The sequence below is a fragment of the Armatimonadota bacterium genome (assembly GCA_018268395.1).
Taxonomy (GTDB): domain Bacteria; phylum Armatimonadota; class Fimbriimonadia; order Fimbriimonadales; family Fimbriimonadaceae; genus JAEURO01.
The window spans coordinates 340478-365775 of sequence record JAFDWQ010000001.1 but is presented as its reverse complement, the minus strand read 5'-3'; the positions used below and the strand labels follow the sequence as shown (position 1 = coordinate 365775).

The 25298-nt window shown below is 58.8% G+C and carries 25 protein-coding genes; 14 read left to right on the top strand and 11 right to left on the bottom strand.

The genetic code is table 11. The annotated features are described in order from the left end of the window. Positions 1–95: 95 nt before the first annotated feature. The 5 genes from JST30_01555 to JST30_01535 all read left to right on the top strand — a co-directional run bounded on the left by JST30_01555 (position 96) and on the right by JST30_01535 (position 6740). Positions 96–245, top strand: a complete 150-nt coding sequence (locus JST30_01555) for a TRASH domain-containing protein (GenBank protein ID MBS1713001.1) — start codon at positions 96–98, stop codon at positions 243–245. 575 nt (positions 246–820) lie between these two features. Beyond that, a complete protein-coding gene (locus JST30_01550; protein ID MBS1713000.1) occupies positions 821–2218 on the top strand; it encodes a hypothetical protein in 1398 nt (465 codons plus the stop codon). 38 nt (positions 2219–2256) lie between these two features. Beyond that, positions 2257–2547, top strand: a complete 291-nt coding sequence (locus JST30_01545; GenBank protein ID MBS1712999.1) for a metal-sensitive transcriptional regulator — start codon at positions 2257–2259, stop codon at positions 2545–2547. Beyond that, positions 2544–4961, top strand: coding sequence for a heavy metal translocating P-type ATPase (locus tag JST30_01540; protein MBS1712998.1), 2418 nt, complete (start codon positions 2544–2546; stop codon positions 4959–4961). The genes JST30_01545 and JST30_01540 overlap by 4 nt, the downstream gene beginning before the upstream one ends. A 312-nt stretch (positions 4962–5273) precedes the next feature. Beyond that, on the top strand, positions 5274–6740 hold the full coding sequence (locus JST30_01535) for a caspase family protein (protein ID MBS1712997.1): 1467 nt from the start codon (positions 5274–5276) through the stop codon (positions 6738–6740). Between the two features lie 59 nt (positions 6741–6799). On the opposite strand, the gene JST30_01530 is transcribed toward JST30_01535, so the two are convergent. From JST30_01530 to JST30_01510, 5 genes are all read right to left on the bottom strand, one after another. Further along, positions 6800–7486, bottom strand: a complete 687-nt coding sequence (locus JST30_01530; GenBank protein ID MBS1712996.1) for an HAD family phosphatase — start codon at positions 7484–7486, stop codon at positions 6800–6802. After that, complete coding sequence (locus JST30_01525) at positions 7483–7923, bottom strand: hypothetical protein (GenBank protein ID MBS1712995.1); 441 nt, start codon at positions 7921–7923, stop codon at positions 7483–7485. Before JST30_01525 ends, JST30_01530 begins: the two co-directional genes overlap by 4 nt. A 365-nt stretch (positions 7924–8288) precedes the next feature. Next, positions 8289–9029 (bottom strand): energy-coupling factor ABC transporter ATP-binding protein, encoded by a 741-nt coding sequence (locus tag JST30_01520; GenBank protein ID MBS1712994.1) that lies wholly within the window; start codon positions 9027–9029, stop codon positions 8289–8291. Between the two features lie 5 nt (positions 9030–9034). Continuing rightward, on the bottom strand, positions 9035–10030 hold the full coding sequence (locus JST30_01515) for an ABC transporter substrate-binding protein (protein MBS1712993.1): 996 nt from the start codon (positions 10028–10030) through the stop codon (positions 9035–9037). 35 nt (positions 10031–10065) lie between these two features. Then, positions 10066–11085 (bottom strand): hypothetical protein, encoded by a 1020-nt coding sequence (locus JST30_01510; protein MBS1712992.1) that lies wholly within the window; start codon positions 11083–11085, stop codon positions 10066–10068. Between the two features lie 459 nt (positions 11086–11544). Between JST30_01510 and JST30_01505 the strand changes: the two genes are divergently transcribed. The 4 genes from JST30_01505 to JST30_01490 all read left to right on the top strand — a co-directional run bounded on the left by JST30_01505 (position 11545) and on the right by JST30_01490 (position 14325). Continuing rightward, positions 11545–12159: a hypothetical protein gene (locus tag JST30_01505; GenBank protein ID MBS1712991.1), complete on the top strand. Its 615-nt coding sequence runs from the start codon at positions 11545–11547 to the stop codon at positions 12157–12159. Next, complete coding sequence (locus JST30_01500) at positions 12159–12383, top strand: hypothetical protein (GenBank protein ID MBS1712990.1); 225 nt, start codon at positions 12159–12161, stop codon at positions 12381–12383. Before JST30_01505 ends, JST30_01500 begins: the two co-directional genes overlap by 1 nt. A 72-nt stretch (positions 12384–12455) precedes the next feature. Further along, a complete protein-coding gene (locus JST30_01495; GenBank protein ID MBS1712989.1) occupies positions 12456–13649 on the top strand; it encodes a hypothetical protein in 1194 nt (397 codons plus the stop codon). 25 nt (positions 13650–13674) lie between these two features. Further along, the gene (locus tag JST30_01490) at positions 13675–14325 is read left to right on the top strand and encodes a hypothetical protein (GenBank protein MBS1712988.1); all 651 of its coding nucleotides are present in this window, start codon (positions 13675–13677) and stop codon (positions 14323–14325) included. 82 nt (positions 14326–14407) lie between these two features. On the opposite strand, the gene JST30_01485 is transcribed toward JST30_01490, so the two are convergent. Continuing rightward, a complete protein-coding gene (locus tag JST30_01485) occupies positions 14408–15112 on the bottom strand; it encodes a hypothetical protein (protein ID MBS1712987.1) in 705 nt (234 codons plus the stop codon). Positions 15113–15132: 20 nt separating this feature from the next. Next, positions 15133–15582 (bottom strand): hypothetical protein, encoded by a 450-nt coding sequence (locus JST30_01480; protein ID MBS1712986.1) that lies wholly within the window; start codon positions 15580–15582, stop codon positions 15133–15135. Positions 15583–15646: 64 nt separating this feature from the next. Here JST30_01480 and JST30_01475 point away from each other — a divergent pair, with 64 nt between their 5' ends. The 4 genes from JST30_01475 to JST30_01460 all read left to right on the top strand — a co-directional run bounded on the left by JST30_01475 (position 15647) and on the right by JST30_01460 (position 19048). Further along, entirely contained in the window at positions 15647–15934 is a 288-nt protein-coding gene (locus tag JST30_01475; GenBank protein MBS1712985.1) for a hypothetical protein, read from the top strand. A gap of 269 nt (positions 15935–16203) precedes the next feature. Next, complete coding sequence (locus tag JST30_01470; protein MBS1712984.1) at positions 16204–17799, top strand: N-6 DNA methylase; 1596 nt, start codon at positions 16204–16206, stop codon at positions 17797–17799. Next, a complete protein-coding gene (locus JST30_01465) occupies positions 17796–18707 on the top strand; it encodes a XamI family restriction endonuclease (GenBank protein ID MBS1712983.1) in 912 nt (303 codons plus the stop codon). Before JST30_01470 ends, JST30_01465 begins: the two co-directional genes overlap by 4 nt. A 173-nt stretch (positions 18708–18880) precedes the next feature. Then, positions 18881–19048, top strand: coding sequence for a hypothetical protein (locus JST30_01460; GenBank protein MBS1712982.1), 168 nt, complete (start codon positions 18881–18883; stop codon positions 19046–19048). A gap of 38 nt (positions 19049–19086) precedes the next feature. Here JST30_01460 and JST30_01455 read toward each other — a convergent pair whose 3' ends face one another. The 3 genes from JST30_01455 to JST30_01445 form a co-directional block, all read right to left on the bottom strand. Then, positions 19087–19959 carry a DUF1738 domain-containing protein gene (locus tag JST30_01455; protein ID MBS1712981.1) on the bottom strand — a complete coding sequence of 291 codons (873 nt, stop codon included), beginning with the start codon at positions 19957–19959 and terminating at the stop codon, positions 19087–19089. A 152-nt stretch (positions 19960–20111) separates the two neighbouring features. Next, a complete protein-coding gene (locus tag JST30_01450; GenBank protein MBS1712980.1) occupies positions 20112–22367 on the bottom strand; it encodes a Mov34/MPN/PAD-1 family protein in 2256 nt (751 codons plus the stop codon). After that, entirely contained in the window at positions 22364–23494 is a 1131-nt protein-coding gene (locus JST30_01445) for a hypothetical protein (GenBank protein MBS1712979.1), read from the bottom strand. The genes JST30_01450 and JST30_01445 overlap by 4 nt, the downstream gene beginning before the upstream one ends. Before the next feature lie 65 nt (positions 23495–23559). Here JST30_01445 and JST30_01440 point away from each other — a divergent pair, with 65 nt between their 5' ends. Next, a complete protein-coding gene (locus JST30_01440) occupies positions 23560–24807 on the top strand; it encodes a patatin-like phospholipase family protein (GenBank protein MBS1712978.1) in 1248 nt (415 codons plus the stop codon). 169 nt (positions 24808–24976) lie between these two features. Here the strand turns inward: JST30_01440 and JST30_01435 are convergent, their stop codons facing one another. Continuing rightward, positions 24977–25189 carry a hypothetical protein gene (locus JST30_01435; protein MBS1712977.1) on the bottom strand — a complete coding sequence of 71 codons (213 nt, stop codon included), beginning with the start codon at positions 25187–25189 and terminating at the stop codon, positions 24977–24979. Positions 25190–25298: the final 109 nt, after the last annotated feature.

Here is a 25298-nt window from a genome sequence, read left to right as displayed (position 1 = left end):
GTTGGGCCACGGAGTCTCCAAGAACGCAAAGCACGTCATCGCGTGCCCGGTCACCGGTGACAAGGTGGACATGGACAGGGCGACCAAGAGGCACATTGTACGCCGACTACAAAGGCAACCGCTACTTCTTCTGTTGCAACAGTTGCCCGGCGGCGTTCAAGAAGAACTCGGCCAAGTACGCCTCCAAACCCTACGTCAAGACTCCCAAAGCGAAGACTGTCCGCAAGACTCACGGCCATGGATAGGCTGGCCCGTACCAATTGGTGGGTAGCCTGACCCTAGAAGGATCCGCATGCGCAGCGACAAGGAAGCACCGCAGCTGTCAGAGCGAGAGCAGCAGTTACTGACGCTCGCGGCGGAGTGACGCTCGTCCGTCCGCAAGCAGTTCCTCCCAAGTAGCGGCGGCTTGGCACCAGCCCAGTGTTTCGGGAGTCATTGTAGGTGCGTGCCGAGTGTTTGCTCGGACTGGAGAAGGACATGGCAGTAGCCCAAGAACTCGACCGATGCATTGACACTTGCACCCGCTGCGCCGCGGAGTGCCGAACGTGCGCGACGGAATGTCGCCAGATGACCGGCATGTCCGGCATGGAGGAGTGCGCGCGAATCTGCGACCAGTGCGCGGACACCTGCGACAGAACGATCCAGACCATGCGAGGCGGCTCCAACGCGGACTGTGCGTCCTGTGCGCAGGTCTGCGACCGGTGTGCGGCCGAGTGCGAAAAGTACGACCACGACGTCACCCGAAAGTGCGCCCAAACCTGTCGCGAGTGCGCAGTGCAGTGTAGAAGGTCGGCTGCCGCCTGAACCAAGGGAGCGAACAATGTGTGAGACGACCTCGGCCGCCCTTGGGCTGGCCATGGCTCTAAGGGCGGTCGGTCTAGTGCCGGTCGCTCAAGAGCACCAGCATCAGGGCAAGGAACACCAGACTCCCCCAAAGACACAGCACGAGGGGCACAAGGCTGAACCTGCCCAGCAGCACGAGCACCACATGCCGGGCATGCCGTTGGATCACGGCATGGACTCGATGAAGGGCAAGCTCGGCGACTGGATGATGTCCAAGGAGGGCTCAGGCACAAGCTGGATGCCGGAAAGCTCGCCGATGTTCATGAAGGCCCTGGGACGCTGGGGGGGATTCGACGTGAGCCTCATGGGCATGGCGAGCGCGAACTACACCGACGCTGGGGGCAAGCGCGGCGATTCGCAGTTCTTCAGCACTTCGATGGTCATGGTGATGGGCCGCCGGGAGGTCGGCGGAGGAATCTTCGGGCTCCAAGGCATGTTCTCTCTGGACGCCGCCTTTAACGGCAAGAAAGGGTATCCAAACCTGTTCCAAACGGGAGAGACCGAGAACGGAAAGCCGTTGCAAGACCGCCAGCACCCGCACGACCTGTTCGCTGAACTGACGGCGTCCTACAGTCATCCCATTGGTGAGAACGCTCGCTTCTTTCTGTACGGCGGCCCGGTCGGTGAACCGGCCCTGGGTGGCCCGATGTACCTCCACCGGCCCAGCGGGATGGAGAACCCGGAGGCGCCAATCAGCCATCACTGGTTCGACTCGACCCACATCTCCTTCGGCGTCCTCACTGGTGGCGTGATCCTCGGCGACAAGCTCCAGGTCGAAGGGTCATGGTTCAATGACAGGGAGCCTGACGAAGACCGCTTCGACTTCGATCCGATCCGGCTGAACTCGGCGTCAGGCCGGGTGACGTTCAACCCCACCAAAGAGTGGTCGCTGCAGCTTTCGTACGGTTTCCTCAAGGAGCCGGAAGCGCTGGAGCCTGGGGTCGATCAGCACCGCTTGACCGCGAGCGCGATGTTCTCCCGGCCCATGCCGAACGGCGACAACTTCTCCGCGACCGCATTCTTTGGCCAGAACATCAAGCCCGACGGAAAGACGTCGGCGGTCGGTCTTGAAGCGACGTACTTCCAAGGGCCGACCTCGTACTTCGGCCGTTTCGAGCGGGTCGAGAAGGATGAACTCGTCGGCGTTCCTCCCGGAACGCATACGATCAACAAACTGGTGCTCGGCCTGACCCGCGACTTCGCGAGCAGCGGCGGCTACGACGTCGGTATTGGCGGCTTCGTCGGGCTGTTCGCCTTCCCCTCAGAGCTTGATCCCTTCTACGGAAAGAACCCCGTCAGCCTTGGCGTGTTCGTTCGCGTCCGGCCTTCGCAGATGAAGCACGAAATGCCGATGGCTCTCCGAGCCCGCAGGTAGTCCTTGTCGCCGTATACCCTCGTGGGTATTGTGAGGACATGCACGCCAACGAACGGAAAGCGATCGACCGGCGCCTCGCCCGCATTGAGGGGCAGGTGCGCGGTGTCCGAAGGCTCCTTGAAGAGGACGCCTATTGCTGCGACATCCTCAACCAGATCTCGGCCGTGAGTTCTGCATTGGGTCAAGTCTCGGTCGCCCTCGCGTCGCAACACGTCAAGAACTGCATCGTCGGCCATGGTACAGAAGGGGCGCACAAAGCCACGAAAGCGATGTCCAGGGACGAAGTCCTGGACGAGCTGGACGAGGTCTTCAGGAAGCTGGTGCGATGAATACCCCCGCTGGTATGAGGCAGGAAACCGACCCCGTGTGCGGTATGACGGTCACGCCGGAGGAGGCGGCCGGGAGGGCCGTGCACAACGGGCAGACGTACTACTTCTGCAGCCAAGGGTGTTTGGAGCGGTTCAAGAGCGATCCTGACAAATACCTGCAGAAGCAGCCTGCAACGCAGGCGGTGGGAAGCGCGGACGTGTGGTACGTCTGTCCGATGCACCCCGAAGTGCGCCAGAAGGGGACTGGCTCGTGTCCCAAGTGCGGCATGGCCCTGGAGCCCGAGCACCCGGTCGCGCCGAAGACGGTCACGAAGTACGTCTGCCCGGTGCACCCACAGATCGTCCGGGACGAGCCAGGTACGTGCCCTATCTGTGGAATGGCGCTTGAGCCTCAGACCGTGACCCTCGAGGAGGGCCCGGATCCCGAGCTCGTCGACATGTCGAGCCGGTTCTGGGTCAGCAGCGCCCTCACGTTGCCCCTGCTTCTTGCCGTCATGCCCCATTTGTTCGGACAGGACGTCTCTCGATGGATTCCCCATGGAGTTCTCGGCTGGGCAGAGTTTGCTCTGGCGACGCCGGTCGTGCTCTGGGGCGGCTGGCCGTTCTTTCAGCGCGCTTGGGCGTCCGTCGTCCACCGCAGCCCCAACATGTTCACCTTGATCGCGATGGGGACGGGGGTCGCCTGGCTCTACAGCGTCGTGGGCGTTCTCGCTCCGGCCATTTTCCCCGCGTCCTTCAGAAACGCGATGGGAGGAGTCGACCTCTACTTCGAGGCGGCAGCGGTCATCACGACATTGGTCTTGCTTGGCCAAGTGCTTGAGCTGAAGGCTCGGAGCCAGACGAGCTCCGCGATCAAGATGCTCCTTGGACTTGCGCCAAAGACGGCGCGCGTCGTCCGGAACGGCGAAGAGACCGACATTCCCCTGGAGCAAGTCGCCGTGGGCGACGTGTTGCGGGTGAGGCCCGGCGAAAAGATCCCGGTCGACGGAGTGGTCACCGAAGGAACCAGTTCTGTCGACGAGTCCATGGTGACCGGCGAGCCCATGCCCGTGCAGAAGGAGGCGGGTTCGAAGGTGACGGGCGCGACGGTGAACGGCACAGGCTCGTTCCTGATGAAAGCGGAGCGCGTTGGCTCCGAGACGCTGCTGGCCCAGATCGTCAAGATGGTGAGCGAGGCCCAACGTAGCCGCGCCCCGATCCAGCGCCTCGCCGACTTGGTCGCGGGCTACTTTGTGCCCGCCGTGATCCTGATCGCCGTCGTCACCTTCATTGTCTGGGCAGCCTTCGGCCCGGCTCCGGCCATGGCCTATGCCGTGATCAACTCGGTCGCCGTCCTCATCATCGCCTGCCCTTGTGCTCTAGGATTGGCCACCCCGATGTCCATCATGGTCGGGACAGGAAGGGGAGCGCATGCGGGCGTCCTCATCAAGAGTGCTGAAGCTCTCGAGACGTTCGAGAAGGTGGACACCCTGGTCGTGGACAAGACGGGCACTCTGACGGAAGGACGCCCGAAGGTCGTCAGCGTCGTGGCGCTCATTGGAGACGAAGCGAGCGTCCTCAACATTGCCGCCGGGCTCGAAGCTGGTAGCGAGCACCCGCTGGCTCAAGCCATTTTGGCATCCGCGAAGGAGCGGGCGGTGGCTGCTGAGACCGTCGCTGACTTTGCTTCGGTCACCGGCAAGGGCGTCACCGGCACAATAGGAGGCGACAAGGCGGGCTTGGGCAACCGCGCCCTTCTTGTGGAACTCGGTGTCGAGGAGGAGGAGGCTGCGGCACGAGCGGAAGCGATGAGGGCCCAAGCCCAGACCGTCGTGTACGTCGTCAAGGGCACGGACTTGGTCGGGTTGATCGGTATCGCCGATCCTATCAAAGGGACTACACCTGCCGCCTTGAAAGCTCTTCGGGACGAGGGCCTTCACGTGGTCATGCTGACCGGCGATAGCAAGACCACGGCGGCTGCGGTCGCCAAAGAACTAGGGATCGACGATGTCGAGGCCGAAGTCTTGCCGGAGCGAAAGCGGGAGGTAATCCAGAGGCTACAGAGCGAAGGCAAGTTCGTCGCCATGGCGGGCGACGGCATCAACGACGCGCCGGCGCTTTCGCAGGCCCAAGTCGGCATCGCGATGGGGACGGGAACCGACGTGGCGATCGAGAGCGCTTCGATCACGCTCGTCAAGGGCGACCTCAGCGGCATTGTCCGCGCCAGAAGGCTGAGTCAGGCGGTCATGCGCAACATCCGCCAGAACCTGTTCTTCGCGTTCGTGTACAACGTACTCGGAGTCCCGATCGCCGCGGGGCTGCTCTATCCGTTCACGGGGCTCCTGTTGAGTCCCATGATCGCCGCTTTGGCAATGAGCCTAAGCTCGGTGTCTGTGATCGGGAATTCGCTCAGACTTCGAACAGTCCCGTTGTAGACGTCCTATCGACACTTCTAAGGGTTCGCATTTTGCCGAACAGAGTTCCTGGTATTGGTACTTGGTCTGGGTTGAAATGAACCTGAGTCCAAGTGGTGCGCGGGAAAGGAACCGTCTACCTGACTGAGTCTGAAACTACGTAGAAACCCGGGCATAGGCCCTGGTTGCGCCTCACTTAGCAGGGCTCTCTTGGGCTACGGGCTGGGCTACAGAGTCACACGCGAAGCCTTCGGTGTGCCCAGCAGGGAACCGAGCCGTCATAAATAGGTTCATTCGAGGAAGATTGGAGAGCACCAGGGCAGGACATCCTCCATGATCTACGTACGCGCATTTGGAATCGAGAAATATCACGACGCCAGCCTCTCGACAGTGGACTTCGCTGAAAACGATGCAACCGATTTCGCCAGCGCGTGGGCCAACATGGGACACGAAGTCGATGCCAGAGTCCTTCTAAGCGACGTGACCACCCTAACTCGCATCCGCGTAGAACTGGACGATCTCGTGGGAAGAGTGGGCGAACGAGACGTAGTTGTTCTCTACTATGCCGGTCACGGGTTCCGAGTAAAAGACAGGAACAGGCTCTCTGCCATTGACACTTACCTTGAACGTCTCGACGATTCGACCATAGAACTGGAAGACATTTTCCGACGAATAACTTCGTTGCGAGCTCAAAAAGCAATGCTTTTTGTTGACGCCTGTCACAGTGGGTTGGAGCTTCTTTCGTCTACTCGCTCCCCGACTGGCACTTTCTCGGCCGAGGAGTTAAGGATGTACGACAGAGACGCCCGAGCCGTAGTTATATTTGCCTCCTGCAGTAGCGATGAGCGCTCCTTTCCATACGTTGCTGCTCGGCATGGCTATTGGACAAGCTGCCTCTTGGAAGCGATATCGGGAGACATCCCTGCCATCCTTCGCGAGAATGAACTTCTATATGCCCAGGATCTGCAAGAGTACTTGGCCATACGCGTGCCGGAGGTCATCCGAGATACGCGGAGAGGCACTGCCACTCAATTGCCAAGGGCCTTTATGGACTTCAACAAAGACTTCATTGTCGCCGATCTTGGGAATATCATTCGAGCCCGAGCAGTGGGCCCAACTGGGGTCGAGCGGATCGCCGACCACGTGGAACTTCGTGGAATCACCACAGGCTCCGTGAAGTCCTTGTCGGGATTCTTGAAGGGCAAACACAAAGTGTTCCCCAGTGTCACACCGGCCTCGCAAGCATTCGTTGTGGGCATCGCGTCTGAAGACATGAATAACCTGTTCGATCAAATCTATCCGGGATTACACACGAATCTCAAGTACCTCTATTCAGAACTCAAGGCCAACCGCTCCGGCGACGGTTTCTCCATCATAACTCCCGGCTTCGATGTGTACGCGAGCATTGCTCAGAGTGAAGACGACTCCAGCGAATACAAGATAGAAATTACTACTGATTCATTTCGGCAACCGGAGACGGTCCAAAGCCCAGGGTTTCTGGCATTGTTCGAGGGCTATTTGGACACAATCGTCGTCCACTTGCCAACCAAGCACGATCTCAACACCACTCTCAAGCGGCTTGAGGCTTCGCCGCTGAGAGACACGGTTAGGCACAACCATGGTCTGGATATTTCATTCGAATTGGTTGACTTGGGTCTTGAAGTGATCCTGACCAGCGAGACGCTGGAGTTCCGATCCGCTCGCGGCCCGTACCTCAAGAGACTGATCTCCAATGTGCCGAACGCGTTGGCCTCGCTGCAAAGTTCCCATACTGGCATAAGCCTCCCCCTATCAGGATGATTGGATCTCGTCCCAAGTGTCTGTGGCGATTGCGAGCTTCGGCAATGAACCGAAAACCTTCAGTTGCTGAGCGTTACACCCAGCTCTGACGTTGTGTAGCCTAGGCCATTCTCAAGGACGCCAATTGGAACGGTTATGCGCCGTAGATCCGCTTCGGTGATTAATCCGTTTGGGAGGTGGATGGGTGTCCATCCTCCTTCAAAAGCATCCGAAATGCCTCTTGGAGAGTCCTCAAATGCGAGAAACAGGGTGCACCCAGACTTTTGGAGCCGGCTCTTGAGATCCGCGTATATGTCCGCCTTTCCGTAGTTCGGTGGCCAGGTGTCTCGAGTAATAACCTCGTCGAACATTTCGCGCAAATTCAGATCCCGCAGAAAGGGCCCGATCCAACCGTATGGAGCGCCACTGCACAATACTCTGCTTGAGTTCTTGCGAATGCACGCCTGAAGCAAGTCAATTGCGACCGGGCGAACTCTCTTCTCAGAGACGATGGGGTGGTTGTACAGCGCCCTCCGGTATGTATCGTAGACTACGTGATGAGGTTGTCCAGAGCGAATCGCTACCTCTAAGGCCAGTTCGGGAGCATGATGTTGCGGACCGAAAACAATTGCTTCTCGGACAGTCTCGGCCACGCCGATAGCATGGTAAATCTCCTCCACAGTCTTCCACGCATCTACTTCGGCAACCTCGGTGTCAACAAGGGTTCCATCGAAGTCAAACGCGATGCCGAGACGAGTGTCGTTCAAGAGGACTCCATCCCTAAGTCGAAGAAGGAAACTACGATTGCGCCGACAACGGACACTACTAACAACGGTGGCAAAGCCATGGCGAAGAGAAGTTGCGGAGCCGGTGGCGTTGCGAAAAGTTGGTAGTAATGCGCGCCAATTCCACGTCCGGATAGTGGCTGCTGAATGTACTCCAGTACGACTACCATAAGAACGGAGTAAAGTAGGGTCTGGCGCAAATCGGAACGGATTGACAAATAGATTTCTGGAATGGTGAGCCAAAGAAACTCTTGTTTACGAAACGTCAAATAGTAGAAGTGCTGCCGAGCGGAGGAGCGAGACTTCTGGGCAATCATGATTGCGGAAGTCAATATGGCGGTCGTGACTGGAACAGGGATCAAAATGTATGTCCACTCACTTCCAAGTTGAATGCTGAATGCAAGCAGGACAAAGAGCATGGTTACGGGAATAGCCCTCCAGGTTTCGAGAAGTGACTCAACCTGATATCCGAATAGTCTGGAGGGGCCATCGGTTTGGATAGCGGAGAAGGCGCGCCCGAGCAAAAGAGCAGAGCAAAGGGACGCAAAGGCAACGGCCATCGACCGTGTAGCGGTGGCAAGGACGTCAGGCCAGATTGAGGTTCTACACAGCATGAAGTCATGCCTGAAGGCTGCTAGAACACTCTGGAGGTCAGTTCGGTAGTATCCAGATCTAGAGGTTGACAAGTATAGGGCGTATGCGAAGCCCCAAGTGAGTGTCCCCGACATCAGGGCAAGGATTGCTCTCCGGAGAATTCTTCCCGTGATTGAAAGCAATCGCTCCTTCATATGAGCTCTCCTCGCAACTTGGCAATCCATTCAATGTCGGTGGCATTGCCTCGATAGTGATGTGAAAGCTTCCCCTCATGCACCGCGATTGCGGAATCCGTGTGTGTGCCCAATGAGTACAAGTCGTGCGAGACGAGAATGACTTTGAGTCCTTGCTCGATCATGAGCTCCCGCAAGTGGCCCATTACGCTTTCAGCGGCCAGGAAATCCAGGGAAGCAAGAGCCTCGTCAAGGATGAGCAGTTGTGGCCGAAACACCAGGACAAGTGCCAGGGCTAGTCGACGTTGCTGTCCTCCGGAGAGTTCGCTGGGCCATAGTTGTCGAGAGGCATCAAAGTCAATTCCAAGTGCAGTGAGGTGCTGAACAAAGGCGTCAGCTTGCTCGACGCCATACAAGTGCCGGAGCAACCATTGGTGACCACCGACTGTCCGCAGTGGCAAGTAACCGCCTGACGCCTCTTGGTGAACAGCTACAACTTGCCCAAGGATTGACAACTGTTCGCGCAGTTCGATCGCCTCTGCTGGGACTTCAAAGCGGCGCCGCGAACGAGCTTTTCCTCTGTGGAGACCCCTCGCTAACTCCAGCTGAGTCCAGTCGCCAGCAAGTGCCCGCACCAGGGTTGACTTACCGCTGCCGCTCCGACCAACCAGGGCTGTGCATTGAGTCAGTGCCAATCCCTCGTCGGGCACGGACAGCTGAAAGCCACTCGCGCCCAAGTATCTGATCGTTGTTGGCATACGGTCTATGGAGCGTAGACGTAATCCTTGGTCAGGGGCATCGGCCCAGCTTCGTGCATCTTTTGTAAGAGCGACTCGAACCGTTGTAGTGTTTCGAAGCGAACCTCCGAGCTTGTACCCATGTTGAGGTCATTCATTGACCCTGTGACCTTTGCATCAACTGACTCCGCACGGGCTAGGATCTGACGGGCTTCCTTGGGATGCTGCCGTACGTACAGAGCGGCTTCGTCTAGGGCGGCCACGAGTTTCTTGCATGCGTCTGCCCGGGATGTCGCAAATTCAGTGTTGACGGCCGCCACGCCCACAGGACTCCCCTCTTGAAGGAAAGCGTAGATACCCGACTTCGGCAGGAGACGCATGCCGCTTGACTGCGCACGGCTCAGGGTGGGTTCGTAGCAGTAGAGCGCGTCGACACCGCCGGTTTCAAGTGCCTGGAGCTGAAGATCGGGCGCAGTCGGCTTGCAAACGGGGATCGGCTTGCCAGGAGCAATCAGCTGGAACGCATAGGTGAGCGAGGCGCTGGCGGTCGTGCCTGGAAAGGTGGCGACGCGCTTTCCGGAGAGATCGGTAACCGAGCGGATGGTGCTTTCCTGCTTCACGACGATGCCGTCGAAGGACTTGTCGGCGGTCACACTGCTGGCTGAGAACAGTTTGAACGCCGGTTTAGTCGCCCCTGGCTTGATGGTCTTCAGGAGTGGCACCAGGCTGAGTTCGACGGCTGCGTCTAACTTGCCGTCGGCCAACTGGCTGGCCAACTGGTTGCTGGTCGTGATCTTGGTTGCCTCAACCTTGAGGCCCTGCTTGGCATAGAAGCCCTGGTCAACGGCCACGTAGTGGGTGATCGCCGAAACCATCGGTAAGAAGCCGACGGTGACCGTTTGAACCTGGCTGTCAGGATTGGCCGTGTTGGTGGGCCCGTTGTTCGGGGCCGGATTGCACCCAGCGAGGCCCGCGATCAGGCAGATACTTGCGAGGGAAGTTGCGACGAATGAGCGCCTCATTCGCGACATTATACACTTGCGACGGATTTGACGGCTCAGACCCGTGTTATCGTGTCTTTGGCGAGTGCGGTCAAGACGTCCTCCATGTGGACTCGCTTCAACCCAGGAGGTGAGTCCGGGTTTTCAACCTTCCAGCTTGAGAGGAAAGCATTCAGCAAGCTGATGTCGGCATTCACTGGGCCCTTGTCTTCCTCGCGCATTTCAACCCAAAGGGTCGGCGGGTGGTCTGCTCCCCCGTGCCCACTTACCCAGCGCATGGCGCTCTCCTTCACTCTCGTGGAGGTGAAATGAGCGCGAGTGCCATCTTCTGATTCCAGGACGAAGACAATAGGGCCCAGCTCAAACGAATGGAACATCCTTCGTACTGGAGCCAGTTTTGCGATCTCCACAAATGCGCGGAGCTTGCCTTCATCTGTGTGTGCTGAGACCTCGTAACTCACCACCGAGAACAGCGACGCAGTCCATTTGCTCGACAAAATCCCGACGCCCTTGTCAAGCATGTCCTCGAACTCCCTTGCGGGGCTGCCCGGCGGAAAGATATAAAGCACCCGGCGCCCGGCACCTCCCGTCTCCAAGAGGTTCCGCAACCACCCGGAGACCATTGGGTTTTGGACTGCCAACGGGGCGCCCGTGGCAAAAATGTAGACCGTCAAGGGAGCCGACGCCGATACTGGCTGCTCTTTACCGCTTTCATCCAAGTCACCGAACCACTTCCTTCGAATATCCCGGAACAGCCAGAGTCCCAGGTCACCAGCCTTGACGTGGTCAAAAGGCCTGACCAGGGGTTTTTGACGCGGCACTCCAGAGACAAGCAGAGCGGACTCATCTTCAGAGAGGTCGAACAAGGCGGCTATGTTTCGCCGTACAGACTCGCTCAGGGGAATCCGCCTTCCGTTCATGACATTGTTGACCCGTGAGTACTTCAACCGTTCGCCCTTCTCGTCGCGCGCGAGCTTCTTGCCCGCGGGCGAATCGAGGAGTGCCTTCAGGCTGACGCCCTTCTTGTCGAGGGCCGCCTTCAAGATCTGCCCAATCCGAACCTTGTCTGCGCTCATGGCTCCATTATGGCAATTACACACCATAACACGTATAAGTCGACTATATAGCACTTTTGTTCGACGTACACCACAAAAGGCGTCCTAGGCCGTGACAACCACGCTCTTCTCGTGCCACGATCCCAGTGAGGATTGCAGGTGACCCCATCTCGCAACGAAAAGCGGGCCGGCCTCTCAGAAAGGCACGACCCGCGGGAAGTTGCAGCGGAGATGAAGCCAGCTGCGCCTCACACACTAGCAAAAGGATAGACATTTGTCAACACTTTTGCATCGGGAAGAACGGAGATGAAATCATCAGTTGGATTAATTGGCCCCGCGCCCGTTGGGCGAGGGCGATCCATTGTAACAGCCACCATCACTGACCGCGCGTCAGTGACCGTGGCCCAAAACCGCACCTGCTACGACAACGTGACTCTCGTCCAGGTCGATGACCCCGGATATCGGGCCCATCGTCGACGGATGAAGGCTCTCAAGGAGCGCTTCCGGGCGCTGGGCCCGAAGCAGGACGCCTCCCTTGGAACGATCACGGGCGAACGGGTTGAACCCCTCGTGCGTAAGATCGTCGCCCGAACGAACCCACTCGATCCCAGGCGCATTGTCCGGACGGTCAAGTCTGGTCGAGTGCAGTACTTCGAGCTCGATGCCGTGAGCGTCTGTGGTGACCAAGTCGTGCTGTTCGAAGTCAAGACGACAAGCTCCCCATCCTCGGTCGCCACAGGAAAGAAGCAGCTCCTCCGAGCTCGCGGAATCCTCCTCGGGACTGGAATCTTCAAGAGCGTCAAGCTCCGCCTCGTGATTGTCGACATCGCCGGGGTTGCTCAAGAAGGCTGGCCCGAAGTTGAAATCGACGCCCTGTCTGAGCCGACCGGCTGTATCCGCGTCCCCGCCGCAGATGTAGAACGCGTCGCTGCATCGTCCGGGATTTCACTCCCGGAAGGCTGGGCCTCCGCCTCAGCAAGGATCTTCTCGGAGATTTTTCCCACCGCCTCTGCGCCGGAGCGAGGGGAGCAAGTCTCGACCACGGTCGCACTCGCGCTGCGCCGTGCCGGGCTCTCCCTCCCCGGAGGAGTCTAATGAAGCCCGCCGTCCATTGGATTGGCAACTCTGAGAGATCTGACCTCGAGCGTCTAGTCGTGCTCGCAGACAGCCCCCAATGGATTGCGGTCGCGCCGCGCTGCCTGCGTGAGCTCGCGAGTGAAACCGCAGCGAAGGCACACATTCTTCCTCATGACGAGGCTGAACGCGCCGCAGGAACCGCCCTTCTGGAGATCGAGAATGAGCTTCAGTTTGGTGCATGAGCCTGCTCCTGACTGCACCGCCGCGACTCGTGTTCTGGGTCGCCCCGACCTACCCCTGAAAGGCATCTGAAAATGAACTCTATCGACAACAATAATCCGCAGCCCTCCAACGGAGGCAACGTCGTCAGCTCCGCTTGGGAGCGTTACGCCCACTCAGCCCGGCTGCTGGAAAGCAAGGAAGCCGAATTCGCCGACAGGCTCCATGTTCGCCAGGAACAAGCTAAGGTTCACCTTGAGCGCATCTACGCGGACGTGGACTACCTGAAGTCCGAGTATCAGCAGGAACGTGCTCAAACGAAGAACGCGCTTGGCACTGCAAAGCTGGATCTTGATGCAGCTCACCGCTCGGCGGCCGAGCACTGCGCGCAGGTGAACGTGAAGTACGAGCCGGGGCGCACAACCGAGACTGACGTGCACCGCGTTCCGCTCGTGCACGAGGCGGAAGCGGCGCGGCAGCTGGACTTGACGTTCGGCGTGGGAATCAACGTCCGCGCTTTGGCCTGGGTCAAGCCAGCTCTCGCGGCCTGCTGCTGGATCCTTTCCTCGCTCGGGCTCGGGCTCCTGTTCAAGCTCTTGGTGCCCCGCGCCCTCCTGGCGAACGTCGTTGGAGTCGCCATCTCGCTCGTGCTGGGCGGGCTGGTGACGCTAGGCCTGGTCGTGTTCCTCATGCCCGCTTGGAAGTCCATCGGCTCAAAACTCGGTTCGGGCCGGGCACGCCAAGAGGTGCTCAAGTCGGGTCTGCTGGTGACTTTGGTCACGGTCCTCGTGTTCGTGGCTCTGGCCGGTCTCGACGCATTCTCGTTCCTAACGATGAATGCCTCCAGGGCCGCGCTTAACCCCGCGCTCGCCATGCCAGTCGGGATCGCGCTGCTCCTCGGATGCGTGTGCTCCGGCATCTATGTGATCGGTCTGGCCTTTAGCAACTTCTGCCTGGGCTACTCGGAGTCCGCTCGTAAGTCCATCGACGGTTTCATTGACACGGACAAGACAGGCAAAGTCGAGGCGATCAAGAGGACGGTGCCAGTCAAGGCGGCGATCGACTCTCTTGGACACGTGAAGGTAATCGAGGAACGCATCCGTGAGCTTGAGACCCACCTCGCGAAGCTCAAAGAGGACAACGACCGAGAGACAAAGGCGCTCATGTCAACCCGACCCGAGATTCCTACCGAGTTGTTGCCTCATGAGGTGCAGGAGCTCAAAGAAATGCGAGAGCGCATGAACTCGGACAAGGTGAAGTACGAAGCTCACGCCCAGAGCCGTGCATAGCATCCCAGACTTGGAGAAACGAACAATGAAAGAATCAACCATCATCGCACTCGCCATGGTCGCCTCGGCGATGCTCTTTGCAAGCGGCTGTAGCTCGACCTCCGTCGCCTCTCCGCCTGCAACAGGCAACAAGCAGGGTGCTCAGACCCTTGTCTCGGTTGACTATAGTCAATCGACCGAGCAGATTCGCTCGCATCTTATGTCGATGTCGTTCGACATTGGAACGAATTTCGACCCCCAGGTCGACAGCCTACGTCTGTTCCGCTTCGGACACAACGTGGAGGAGGTCTGGGATAGTAATCAGCAGTCCTCGGTCGACCTCGATGACGACGCCTTCGCCCTGATCCTTGCTCAGAATCTCAAGAAGTCTGATCCGATCGGCGGCACTGACTACGCCACCATGCTCGACGCCATGGCCGACGCGGCCGAGACGACGCCTGAACCACTTGTCCGCGTTGTGGTCTGCGGCGACGGATGGAACGACTTCAAGGGAGACCGAGAACATGACACCCGCTATCGCGCGGCCGCCGAGCGCTTGGCGAAGAATCCCAAGGTCAAGCTTGTGCGACTTTGGGGTGTGAGCACGGGAACACGCGAGGAGATCCGGTCTGTGCTCAAGCCCCTAGGAGCTCGTGTTCAGGTCATGAGCCTCGACCAGAATCCTCTGGCCCCCTAGCAGCAAACAGCCCGGGGCACCATTTCCGGGTCTGTCGAAGAGAGAGCCCCGCCGCGATGACAGTCGGTGGGGCTCTCTCTATTCAAACCACTCGCGTTCCGACATTGAGGTACTTGATCGGATTAGCGGCTCCTTTTATGAACTGGTTCGCGACACAGCCGCCCACGTAGTGCCGCAGTTCCGGCGCGATTGTTCCCCTGAAAGCCCACCGAGCCGGATGGTCTTCGGATGGATACCACTCTTCAATCCTGTAGACCTCGCGCACAATACCAAATGCCACCGCAACTGCGTACTTGACTTGATCGGCACTTCGCTTGTTCACGACCCAGCTCTTCCTGGTCGCTGTGTAGAGCTCCTCGGCTCTCATGCCACGCCGATAGAGCCGGTTGATCTTGATGAGTATCACTGGTTCTTCGATTCGTATCGCGGGCGCCTCATACTCTGCGATGACCTCCTCGACCGTCATCAGTCCGCGTCCGGCAGAGTGCTGGCCACCAGCAACGTTGGTCAAGCCGTCGATGTAGTCAATGAAGGCTGCCTCGACCTCGAAGGCACATTCGGCTGTGAGTCCGTGGCGAAGGATTACAGCCCGCACCTCTTGCCCGTCCCGATGGATAGCACGGATGCGCTCTAACTTGTCGGACTCGTGTGGAGACTCCAGGGCATCTCGCACGTGGGCGAAAACCCGGTTGCCTACTCCTTTGCCGATGTAGAACGGGCCGGCGCAAGTGTCTCTTGGATCAAAGAGGGCGTAAACGTAGTGGGCGATCGCTTCTATGACGGCCACGGGAAATCCAGGACGAATGCTCACGTGGCTTGCTTGCGGCCCCGAGTCCGGCTCTTGACCAACGCATAGCCTTCAGGCTTCAGCGCCAGTTTATAGCCACGAGGAAGCCCCGCGAGCATCTTCATCAGCTCATCAGGCAACTCAGGCGATTTTCGAGGGGTCTTCGCTTTCTTCGCGCCTTTTGGACGGAACGCTTTGAGGGCCGCCACGGCATGATCACGATCCTTGGGGGCGATGGCTTCAAAGGAGCTGTCAGCCTTGGCTTGCACGACGGCGTTGATCGGCTGGACTCTGACGAAAGCATGTCCGGAGTCAGTGAGGAGGAGGAACGCTTCCGCGGGGATCTCGATTCTTCTTGAACCGACTCGGAGATGCACCTGGGCAACTCGCTTCGACTTCTTCTTGAGGGCAGCAACGTCAACGGGGGTCAGGTCAGCGTTGTTGTAGCTTCGCTTATCGCTGGATGGCATTGGGAGCAACTTACCTCGTGCCGCAACGACTTGGCAGTTGACCGCAACGGCATCAATTGGTGTGATCGGGCAGGAGACTCCCGTGCCAGTGACCTTTCCTCTCGGGCGGGTCGTCATCACGGCGACTGCCCATTCGGCATTGAGCCCCGACGACGTTTTGACCGCACTCCACAAGCACGCCGCTGGCGACTGGGGCGACCTTTGTCCTGAAGACCTGCAGGCGAACCTCGATGCGCTCACGAGCGGCGGACGGCTCCTCTCGTCCTATCACGACCGGAATCTCACGAGGTTCTGGATCATCACGGAAGGAGATCGCACTTCGACGTGCATTCTTCTGCCCTGCGACTACTAGCGGCTGGCCCCTGGGTCAGCCGCCTTTCATGCTCTCAGGCCGGTGCGAGAAACCCATGGATAAGCCGTGTCTACTAGTTGTGCCACCTGCCATTCGCCCCGTGTAAACTGGGAAAGAGGGCGGCTTTTGAGTCCGGTGACACGTCTAGAGGGACGTGACCTCTGCCAGAAGCGCCCTGTATGCACGCACTTTTGTCTACCTATTGGGCTAGAATAGAGGTGGATGTGGAGATGGCCGTGGCGAGATCGATCAGAGATGACCAGCTGAACCTGTTTGACCAGTGGTCTGAAGAAACGCTCATCGGCGTGGCTCTCCGACTCGGTGCGCGCTCGGTGGCCGGATGGCACGCCCAAGAAGAAGCGCTCGCGCAAACGGCGCACGACGTGCCGAGCATGAAGGTCGAGGAAGTTGAGGCGGCCATTCTCGCTGGTCAGGACGTACTCGGCGAAGCGTTCCTTTCGCTTCGATCGAGCCAGACCCGACGCGCCTTGGGAGCGACGTATACGCCTGAGGCCATTGTTGAAGCAATGGCTACGTGGGCCGCAAGTCAGGGCGCACCCCAGCGGATTATCGACCCTGGTTGCGGTTCGGGTCGCTACCTCCGTGTTGCGGGGTCAAAGATCGCTGACGCACGGCTAGTGGGCGTGGAAATTGACCCCGTGGCTTCGATCGTTGCTCGTGGAACGCTGGCCGCGGCGGGACTTGGCAAGCGCTCCGAAGTCCACCTGCAAGACTTCCGCTCGGTTTCCTTGCCAGGAGTAACAGGCACGTCCGTGTATCTTGGAAACCCTCCCTACGTGCGTCACCACGGCATTGAGCCCGAGTGGAAGGGATGGCTATCTTCTCAAGCAGAGAACCTGGGGATCCGAGCGAGCCAGCTGGCGGGGCTCCACGTTCACTTTTTCCTGGCTACGGCTCTCACCGCCAAGGAAGGTGACTACGGAGCCTACATCACCGCTTCAGAATGGTTGGACGTGAACTACGGCAGCCTTGTGAGAGAGCTCTTTCTCAACAGGCTCGGAGGGCAGGGCATCGTGGTCGTTGATCCGACTGCTCAACCGTTCCCCGATGCGGCCGTTACTGGTGCGGTCACTTACTTCAAGGTCGGATCAAGGGCACCCCGCATCATGCTGACCCGCGTGAAGGCACTTGACGAACTGCTCACACCGAAGCACACCCGAGCGGTGCGGCGCGAGCGGTTGGAGTCGGAGCCGAGGTGGTCACACCTCACGCGAACTGCACAGATCGTGCCTGAGGACTATGTCGAGCTTGGCGAACTCTGCCGGGTGCACAGGGGGACAGTTACAGGGGCGAACCACGTATGGATTGCTGGAGAGCACAGCTCCTTTCTTCCTGAAGCGGTGCTTCAGCCGACAGTTACGCGGGCGAGAGAGATTCTTGCACTCGGCGAAGAACTTGCCGACGCCTCGGTTCTGAAGCGCGTGATCGATCTCCCCGATGATCTAGACATCCTTGACAAAACCGATCGAAAGCTGGTCGACCGTTTTCTCACGGTAGCCCGGGAGCTCGGTGGTGATCAGGGGTACGTCGCTCAAAACAGAAAGTCGTGGTGGGCCGTTCGTCTTCGGAAGCCCGCACCAATCCTGGCCACGTATATGGCTAGACGATCTCCGGGCTTTGTGATCAATCGAGCGGAGGCTCGGCACATCAACATCGCGCATGGGCTCTATCCTCGCGAATCCCTCTCCGACCATGTAATACGGGGGCTCGTCCGATTCCTGTCCAGAAACATCGATGCTGCAATGGGACGCACGTACGCTGGCGGCCTCACCAAGTTTGAGCCACGCGAAATGGAGCGGCTCCTTGTACCGACTCCAAAGGTGCTCATCCAGCAAACTGCATGATTGCGCCGCCCCGATGGACGAAGGAAACGCTTGAGAATGAGCGTCAGCAGGCCATTGAGGTCTTCAAGAAGCAGCGTATGGAGGAGCCGCTTGAGGCGTACCTCCACTACTTCGACAAGTTCGTCACGATCTTCGAAGAAGTCTTGGAGCGGACGGTCGATCTCAAAGAGCTTGAGTCACAGGCCTCTGAGCTGATGACCGATGAAGACACGCTCATTGCACTGCGGTACTTGACAGGCCCTCCCGTCTCAACCGATGACCTCGTGGTGCTGGCGGAAAGCAAACTCAGCAAGGCGGCACTCAAGGCCGACCCTGAGGGCGCCACGCGCGTTGTATCGATCCTGAGAGACGGGCTTGATCGGCGGAGATTCCCTTGGTTTACTGAGTCCCGCGAGTCAACTGAAGCCGAGCGGACAGCAGCCACGATTGCTAGCGCCGCACTCGTTGCAGCCCAGAAGACAGCGACCCTGAGACGAAGCGATGGGAAGAAGGCTCAGGAAGCCCAGGTCGCGCAGGCCCTACTGGACATCGGTTACACAAATGTGCCGACTCGCAAGGCCACCAATATTTCACTTGCTCCCGGGCCCGGTGAGTTCTGCGGGGAAAGTCACCTTGGCGAAAGGAAGGCGGACTTCTTAGTCGGGCTATACGACGGGCGGTGCATGCCGATCGAGTGCAAGGTCTCCAATTCCTCAACAAACTCTGTGAAGCGCTTGAACAATGATGCGGCAGTGAAGGCGGTGTATTGGGATAGTCACATGGGTTCAATCAACGTCGTCCCCACTGCCGTTCTTGGTGGAGTATTCAAACTCCACAACCTTGAGAGCGCACAGGCCAAGGGACTGACGCTCTTCTGGGCTCACCACCTGAGTGAGCTCACCGACTGGCTTGTCTCACTCAAGGCGTAGCTGGAAGTCTGTTCCTGAACGGCCCGATCATCGCGCAAGGCTGTGAACCGTGAGACCAAGTGGGCATGCCCAACTGCTATGTGTGCGGCAACTCGATTGATCCAAAGAGCCGCCAGCTGCGCCGGCGGGTCAAAACCGGCGAGTGGATTCGCAAGCGTTACCCTAAGGCGTCGGTGAGCCATGTGCAATCACATTACGGGATGCGGGTCGTTTGCCGTTGGTGCGCAAGCCGGATCGACAAACGTGACCTCCTCTATGCCCGACGCAACGACCTTGCTGTGCTCGTCTTGCTTGCGTTCGCCGTGCTCTTGCTCGTAGGCAAGCGTCTTCTCGGTTGGTGAAGAGAAGAAAAAACCCCCACCAAATGGTGAGGGGTGAACTAGACTGGGTGGTCGCTGCTGAACATGCCCTGGAGATAGTCGGCCGCTTTCTGTGCCTTGGAGGCAGCCACGACAAGAGCGCGCTTGTCCGTGCGCAGAGCCGAGAGCCAAGACTGAATGTAGCTTGCCGAATTCTCGATCAGCGAGTTGTCAAGGCCGATGCTTGCGCAACAGTACGCCGACGTGAGCTCCGCAATGAGCTCCTCGCGGCTATAGGATCCTGACCCAAACTGAACTTCCCCCGTCACCGATGGGCGGTTCAAACGCTTCTCGTGCCCTGTCGCGTGACCGAGCTCGTGAAAGAGGGTCCCGTAGAAGGAGTCCGCGGTCTCGAACCACTCAAGCGGCGGCACTTGGACAAGGTCTTCTGCTGGTCGATACCAGGCCGAGGTGCCTTGCTGCCGTACTTCAGGAGGGTCGGTTATCTGGCTCAAGAAGGCTTCTGCACGCTCAATCCTCGCGTGCTCATTGACTGCCGTGGTTGACAGCGTCGGGAGCTCAAGGCCGTCGCACTGCTCCACATTGAACACGTGGAACCGCTTGAGCAGCGGCACGCGCCAAACGTAGACCTCGCCGGTCTCTTGGTCTATGCCTTCTGTAGACCATGGCTTCCAGAAGACCACAGGCATTGCCCGCTCGCCTTTGAGAACAGTGCCGCCGAGTTCGCGGGCCTGGTTGAATGTAACCCACCGCGGATCGGTAAAGTGTGCGAGGGCAAGAAGAAAGACGTTGATACCACGGTAATGCTTCTTGCTGACCGCGTTGAAAGGCATCGAGTGACTGCCGCGCCAAGGTTTTCGCCATGGCACGACCCCTCGCATGAGGGCGTTAGTGATGTGGGCGGTGACCGCCTCGTAGATGCGTTCAGACACATTCGAGGTCAATCACGCCGCAGGACTTTTCAAATTGCATGTCGGTGATCGCTCCTATAGGGAGTGCGGCAGTGCCGCCAACTTCACCGTGAGCCGACGCATGAATAATCGCCAACTTGGAGCCGGTTCGGCAAGGATCCGTAGCTAGGACCCTAATCGGCGTTCCACGTCAAACGGAGGACTGCTGGTTCACCGTCCGCTTCTGGACCCTGACAAAGCATCCAACAGGTCTCTTGACGTTCTCCCACAATAAGGAGCAGGCCCGGAATGGAAGTTGGTCTGGTTTGTTCCGCGAGCGAGATGCCAGCCTCGAAGTCATCATCACTCGGCGAGCACGCGGATCCGTCAGGATGCGAGTGCCACTCGCCGACATACACGAGGCCGCCAAGCGTCTCAGCCCGAATGCGTTCGTATTCCTCTAAGAGACCGGCTGTTCCCCGGATGTAGACAGTCGGCTGCCGATCGCTGTCTGAGGGCGCCGGTATCGCATGGCAGACGTAAATCGTCTTACGCTGAATATCCAAGTGCGCGAGTAGGACACCACCGGTTTCATTAGGCAGATGTTCGAGTCGCTGTTTTCGGAGCGATTCGAGGAGCCTCGTGTCCGTGTGCACCGACCAGTCACCTAGCGCTCCGACCTCGACGGGTACTCCCAAGGGGATCGTGCACTGGGTTTGACCATAGTCCACTTGGTTGGACCTCAGTACGAGCGCTACTGGGACATCTACCTTCAACCAGTCTCTGAGAATTCGCGACCCTTGGCCAGCATGCCCCCCGATCAAGGCCTGGGAGACGGCCGCCGTGATGTCGCGGCAACTGCCAATCGTTCGGGCACCAAGCATGTGGCCCTTGAGGTTGCCCTCCTCTGCGACTGCACGGTAGTACTGTGCCTCCAGGTGGTCTAGGCGAAACTGACGAGCACCGTCTTCTCCGAGAAACACCAGATCACGGCCCGAAGGTGCGGCGAAGATGGAGCATCGTTTCGCAGCGCTAGCAAGGTCGGAGGCTATGTGCTTTGCCACTGCGACGCTCGCCGACATGTCCACGATGGCGGAGGCGGCGTCCAGTGCCACATTTAGAGCCTCGCCCGTCGTGGCGGCAAGCATGTCAGCAAACACTGGCCGAACTAGACCGACGTCAAGAATGGTGTTCGCTTCAGAGGCGAGTGCGGCGGTCTTAGGATGTCCAAGGTGAGGGCCTGAAAGGGCATGTCTCACCAGGTTATGAGGGAGGATGACATCGTTGTCAACAATATGCCAGTCGGCGAGTCCGCCTCGGACGGCGTTCATTACGATTTGGGATCCTAGCGCGCCAGCGCCGATCCCCACGAGCTTATACTCGCTCGGGCTTTCTCCACTGTATCGTGCCGCAAGCTGGGGCGAGAGGTCGAAGCGAACGCTAAGATGTCGCACGACAATGGATTCACCCTTCTTCGACTGATCGAGGTTTTGACCGGTAAGGCCCACGGCCGCCCGAAACGTGATCAGATTCGAAGTCTGAACAGGTGCGGCTGTGCACGTGAAGGCGACCAACTCCGGTTCCGCTTCAGATCCTTCGGTTCTCTGACGCATCAGGAGCACGGTAATAACCATGAACCTGTTCTCTGTGAGCTGTTCATCCGACTGCCCTAGAAGACGTTCCCTGACGGCCGAGAGAAGGTCGATTCCGACCGCTTCCAAGCTTGAGTGCAGGTCAGCGAGGTTGGTCGGAGCATCGAGGCGGATCGAGTGACCATGGGGCGCACTTACCACTCCCAGGACAAGGGCAGGCGGAGCTTTGCCCGTTGGATTACGGTCTAGCCGTTGCTCGAAAAGTACATCGCCCCAGGGGGACGTAACAATGCCCAGATTCAGCGAGTTCAGATCGGTCGCTAGCCTCTCGACTGTGGTGGAACTAAGTACGAGCGGCGTGAACCTGGCCATAAAGGCTGGCTCGAGCGGCTGGTCTTTACGGTGTAGCTTTCCGGAGGCCGTGTCTGTCAGCCAATTCTGAATACGGAAGAGAAGCTCAGCAGCGGTCAGGCGGATCCGAACGTCGGGCCAGGCTTCTTCGAACAAGCAAAGGCTCGCGGGTTCCGAGTCTGGCACGCCACCGTTCAGGTGCAGAACGCGATCCCTCGGGAAGTCCTGCCTCAGAGCACGAATGTCGGGATAGTGGGAGTCCGCATGCGTAAAAGCAACGGAGAGGCGCTCGATCCGAGCAATGGCAACCTTCGGACGCTGGGGTACTGTCGCTGCCACTTCGAGGACGACCACCTCGGTGCCGTCGGCATGCTTGCGTGTCTCGAAAACCTCTGCGAAGGGACTAGCACCAGAGCCGACGAGCCTCGCAAAGTCCCGGGCGCGCTCAACAGCCAAGGATTCGACGGGGCAAACTTCTCCGGGAGCTTCCCAGTCGTCCCCCATCATCCCACGCGATGAGCCGGCTGGCTCGTTGCGACAACGCCGGCGGCAGGCAAAGCCTCTCGGACGATCGCCGCACCCAGCGACGTGATCTCGATTACTAGCGGCTTGGGGTTGGCAGCCTTAGGGTGCTCCATTGTCACTGTGAACTCTCCACCGTGGTCACTTGCTGTGTCCCGGTAGGTGGCTGCGGCTTGCCGGTGGGGCGGCTGATCGGTGTCCACGTTTGGGATGGGATCACTACTGGAAATGATTAGGGAACCTGGCTGACCCTGTTCCAAGAGCCACTTGACGTTGTCGCTCGGTTTGGTTTTGGATTCGCCCTTTTCTGGGCCGAGCGCGGTATAGCTACAGTGGTGCGGGGTGTCGTAAATGTCCCACTGGAGCCGTGCCTCGTTCTTCTTAAGCTTCGTCACCCGAACGATTTCGTCCAGTTGGCTGTACGGAACGTCTGCGGTAATCAGGAACTTGGTTTGGCTCCCGTCCTCGCACTGGAACACAGCTTGCATGACAATGGCGTCGGTGTTTCGCACGTGGAGTTCGCCATCCTCGGTTCGGGACGCAAAGGGCGAGTGAATGAAGAACTCGGCATTGTCGTTCGCGAGCGAAAAGCTAGGAACAAGTTTGCCAGCGTCAAGCACGATGCCTCGCTTCCTGTAGTCATCGAGATCCAGGTCGTTATCTTCGAACCATTTCTTCAGGGTGCCCGGGGCTGAAAACACACGCACTCCCTTGCCGCCGAGCTCCTTTAGTCGCCACCGAGCCTCCTTCCTGATGAGGAGCTTGTCCCCGTCAAGATTCGTCTCCAGCACGGCAAAGGCAGGAACCCAGAGCTCGGTCATCTTGATCCGGTCGTCGCCTTGTCGCGTCTTGTCGTGCTCGAAGTAGAAAAAGTCGCCTGCCCCGCACGTATGGTCGTCGTCCAAGTGCGTGAAGGCGACAGCGTCGTAGTCTTTGCGCTTGGCAGCAGCCAAGTCGGCGAGAAGGAGATCGGCCAACTTGCATCTGAGGTCAAAGCTGTTGTTAGGATCGCGCGTATCTGCATAATCAACCAAGACCTTCCTCAGGCCGTCGTTGATGTCGAGCCGCAAGGTTTCCGCATTGCCAAGGGGGAACACCGTCGCTTTATGCATAGTGGACGTCAGTATACCTTCTTTCCGGCCACGGGTATAGTGCTTTCATATGTTAGCTTCCCTTTATGGTAGACGAAGCGCTAGATTCAGATAAGGCTACGGCTACGAACATAGACGAATGTGCCCGGCAGGAAGCGGGCGCCAGTCCCAAGATCGGCCTAGCCCTCTCCGGAGGCGGCTCACGTGCGATCGCCTTTCATCTGGGGGCGATGCGGGCCCTTGATCGAGTCGGACTCTTGTCGCAGGTTTCTGTCCTGTCAACCGTGTCGGGCGGCTCTGTGATCGGAGCTCTTTGGACTCGGTCGGCGGTCGAGCAACCGTTCGACGACTTTGAGGTTCACGTGCGGTCTCTATTGAAGCGGGGCCTCGTACGGGACATTGTTCTTGCAGCGATGCACCCTAACCACCTCCTGCTGTGGCTCGGTACGGTAATCGTGGCGCACCCGATCAATGCGACTGTGCTGGTTGCCCGTGGAGTCGTGCATTTCGTCTCTTGGACATTGGGCTTGACCAGGCGTGGAGCTTGGAAACGGATCCAGCCCCCTTTCTGCCGGTGGGCTTCTCGAACGACGGCTTTTGAGCGTTCACTTCGCAAGCTCTTTCCAGGGTCTCTTGCTGACGGAAACCGGGATGATTTGGAACTGATTGTAAATGCCTGCGAACTCCGAACCGGGACGGCATTTCGGTTCAGCAAACGAGGAGCGGCTAACTATCAACTGGGCAAGGCAGAAGCAAACCGAGTTTCGCTCGCGACGGCTGTGGCGGCTTCCGCGGCCTTCCCACCGGTTCTGCCTGCTCTAGACCTTCGGCTGTCCCTTGGCGGGGCAAATAATCAGCGGGTTTTGCTGACGGACGGTGGAGTTTACGACAACCTGGGAATCTCTGCGCTGGATCCTGCGAAGGATCCTTCCATCAGCGCCCTTGCGGTAAAGGTCGACTTCATATTGTGCTCGTCCGCTGGCCTCGGGCGACCCTCTGAGCTGTCCCTGCCATATTGGCTGCTTCCTCGGCTGTTGGCTGTCACCGGCATCCAGTTTAGAAAGCTCCAAGATTCCGGGATGGCCATGCTTCACGCTCAGAAGGAGGCAAAGGCCATAACAGGGTTTGCTCTCGCGTACCTCGGACAGAATGACCAAAAGCTCGATAACCGACCTGCCGACTTCATACCGCGTGAGCGCGTGAACAGCTACCCGACAGACTTTTCCGCAATGAAGGAGGAGGACATCAACGCCCTGGTCTTACGTGGCGATCAGGTGATGACCTGTGTATTGCGTCAGCATTGCGGATGCCTTCTTGGCCTCACAGCTGACTAGGCCTGCCCCAATGTTTCCTGAACAGCGCGTAAGGTGCGTCACCTCTTTTGCGCCTGTTTGATGGCAAGGACACGCCCGGCACGCACTGCCGCAAGCGGGTCGAGAGGTCTCGACAATGCCCCTTACAAACATATCTGACCCATCCGATCATCTGCGTCCTGAACCTCATTCACGAAGATGCACCCGATATGAGGACGAACCCAGCTACTATGAATCCGGCGGGCTCTGGCTGTACGGAAACGTCCGACTGCTGCACGGCAAGCTCGCCTGCATCGAGAGTGCCATGGGAGATCGCCCATGGGATCGCAGTGCTCTCGACGAAATCGAACGCGAAGCTGAGCGGAGAGTTCTGAATGCCGAAATACTTGTTTGCGGCGTACATAACGAAGCACATCGTCGGGCTGCCGTCGTTCCACTTCGGTGGGGCACACCCCGGATAGTCGTCTTCTCAGGTGGTATCCGGTTCCATTTAGGGTTCGACCTTCGCGACG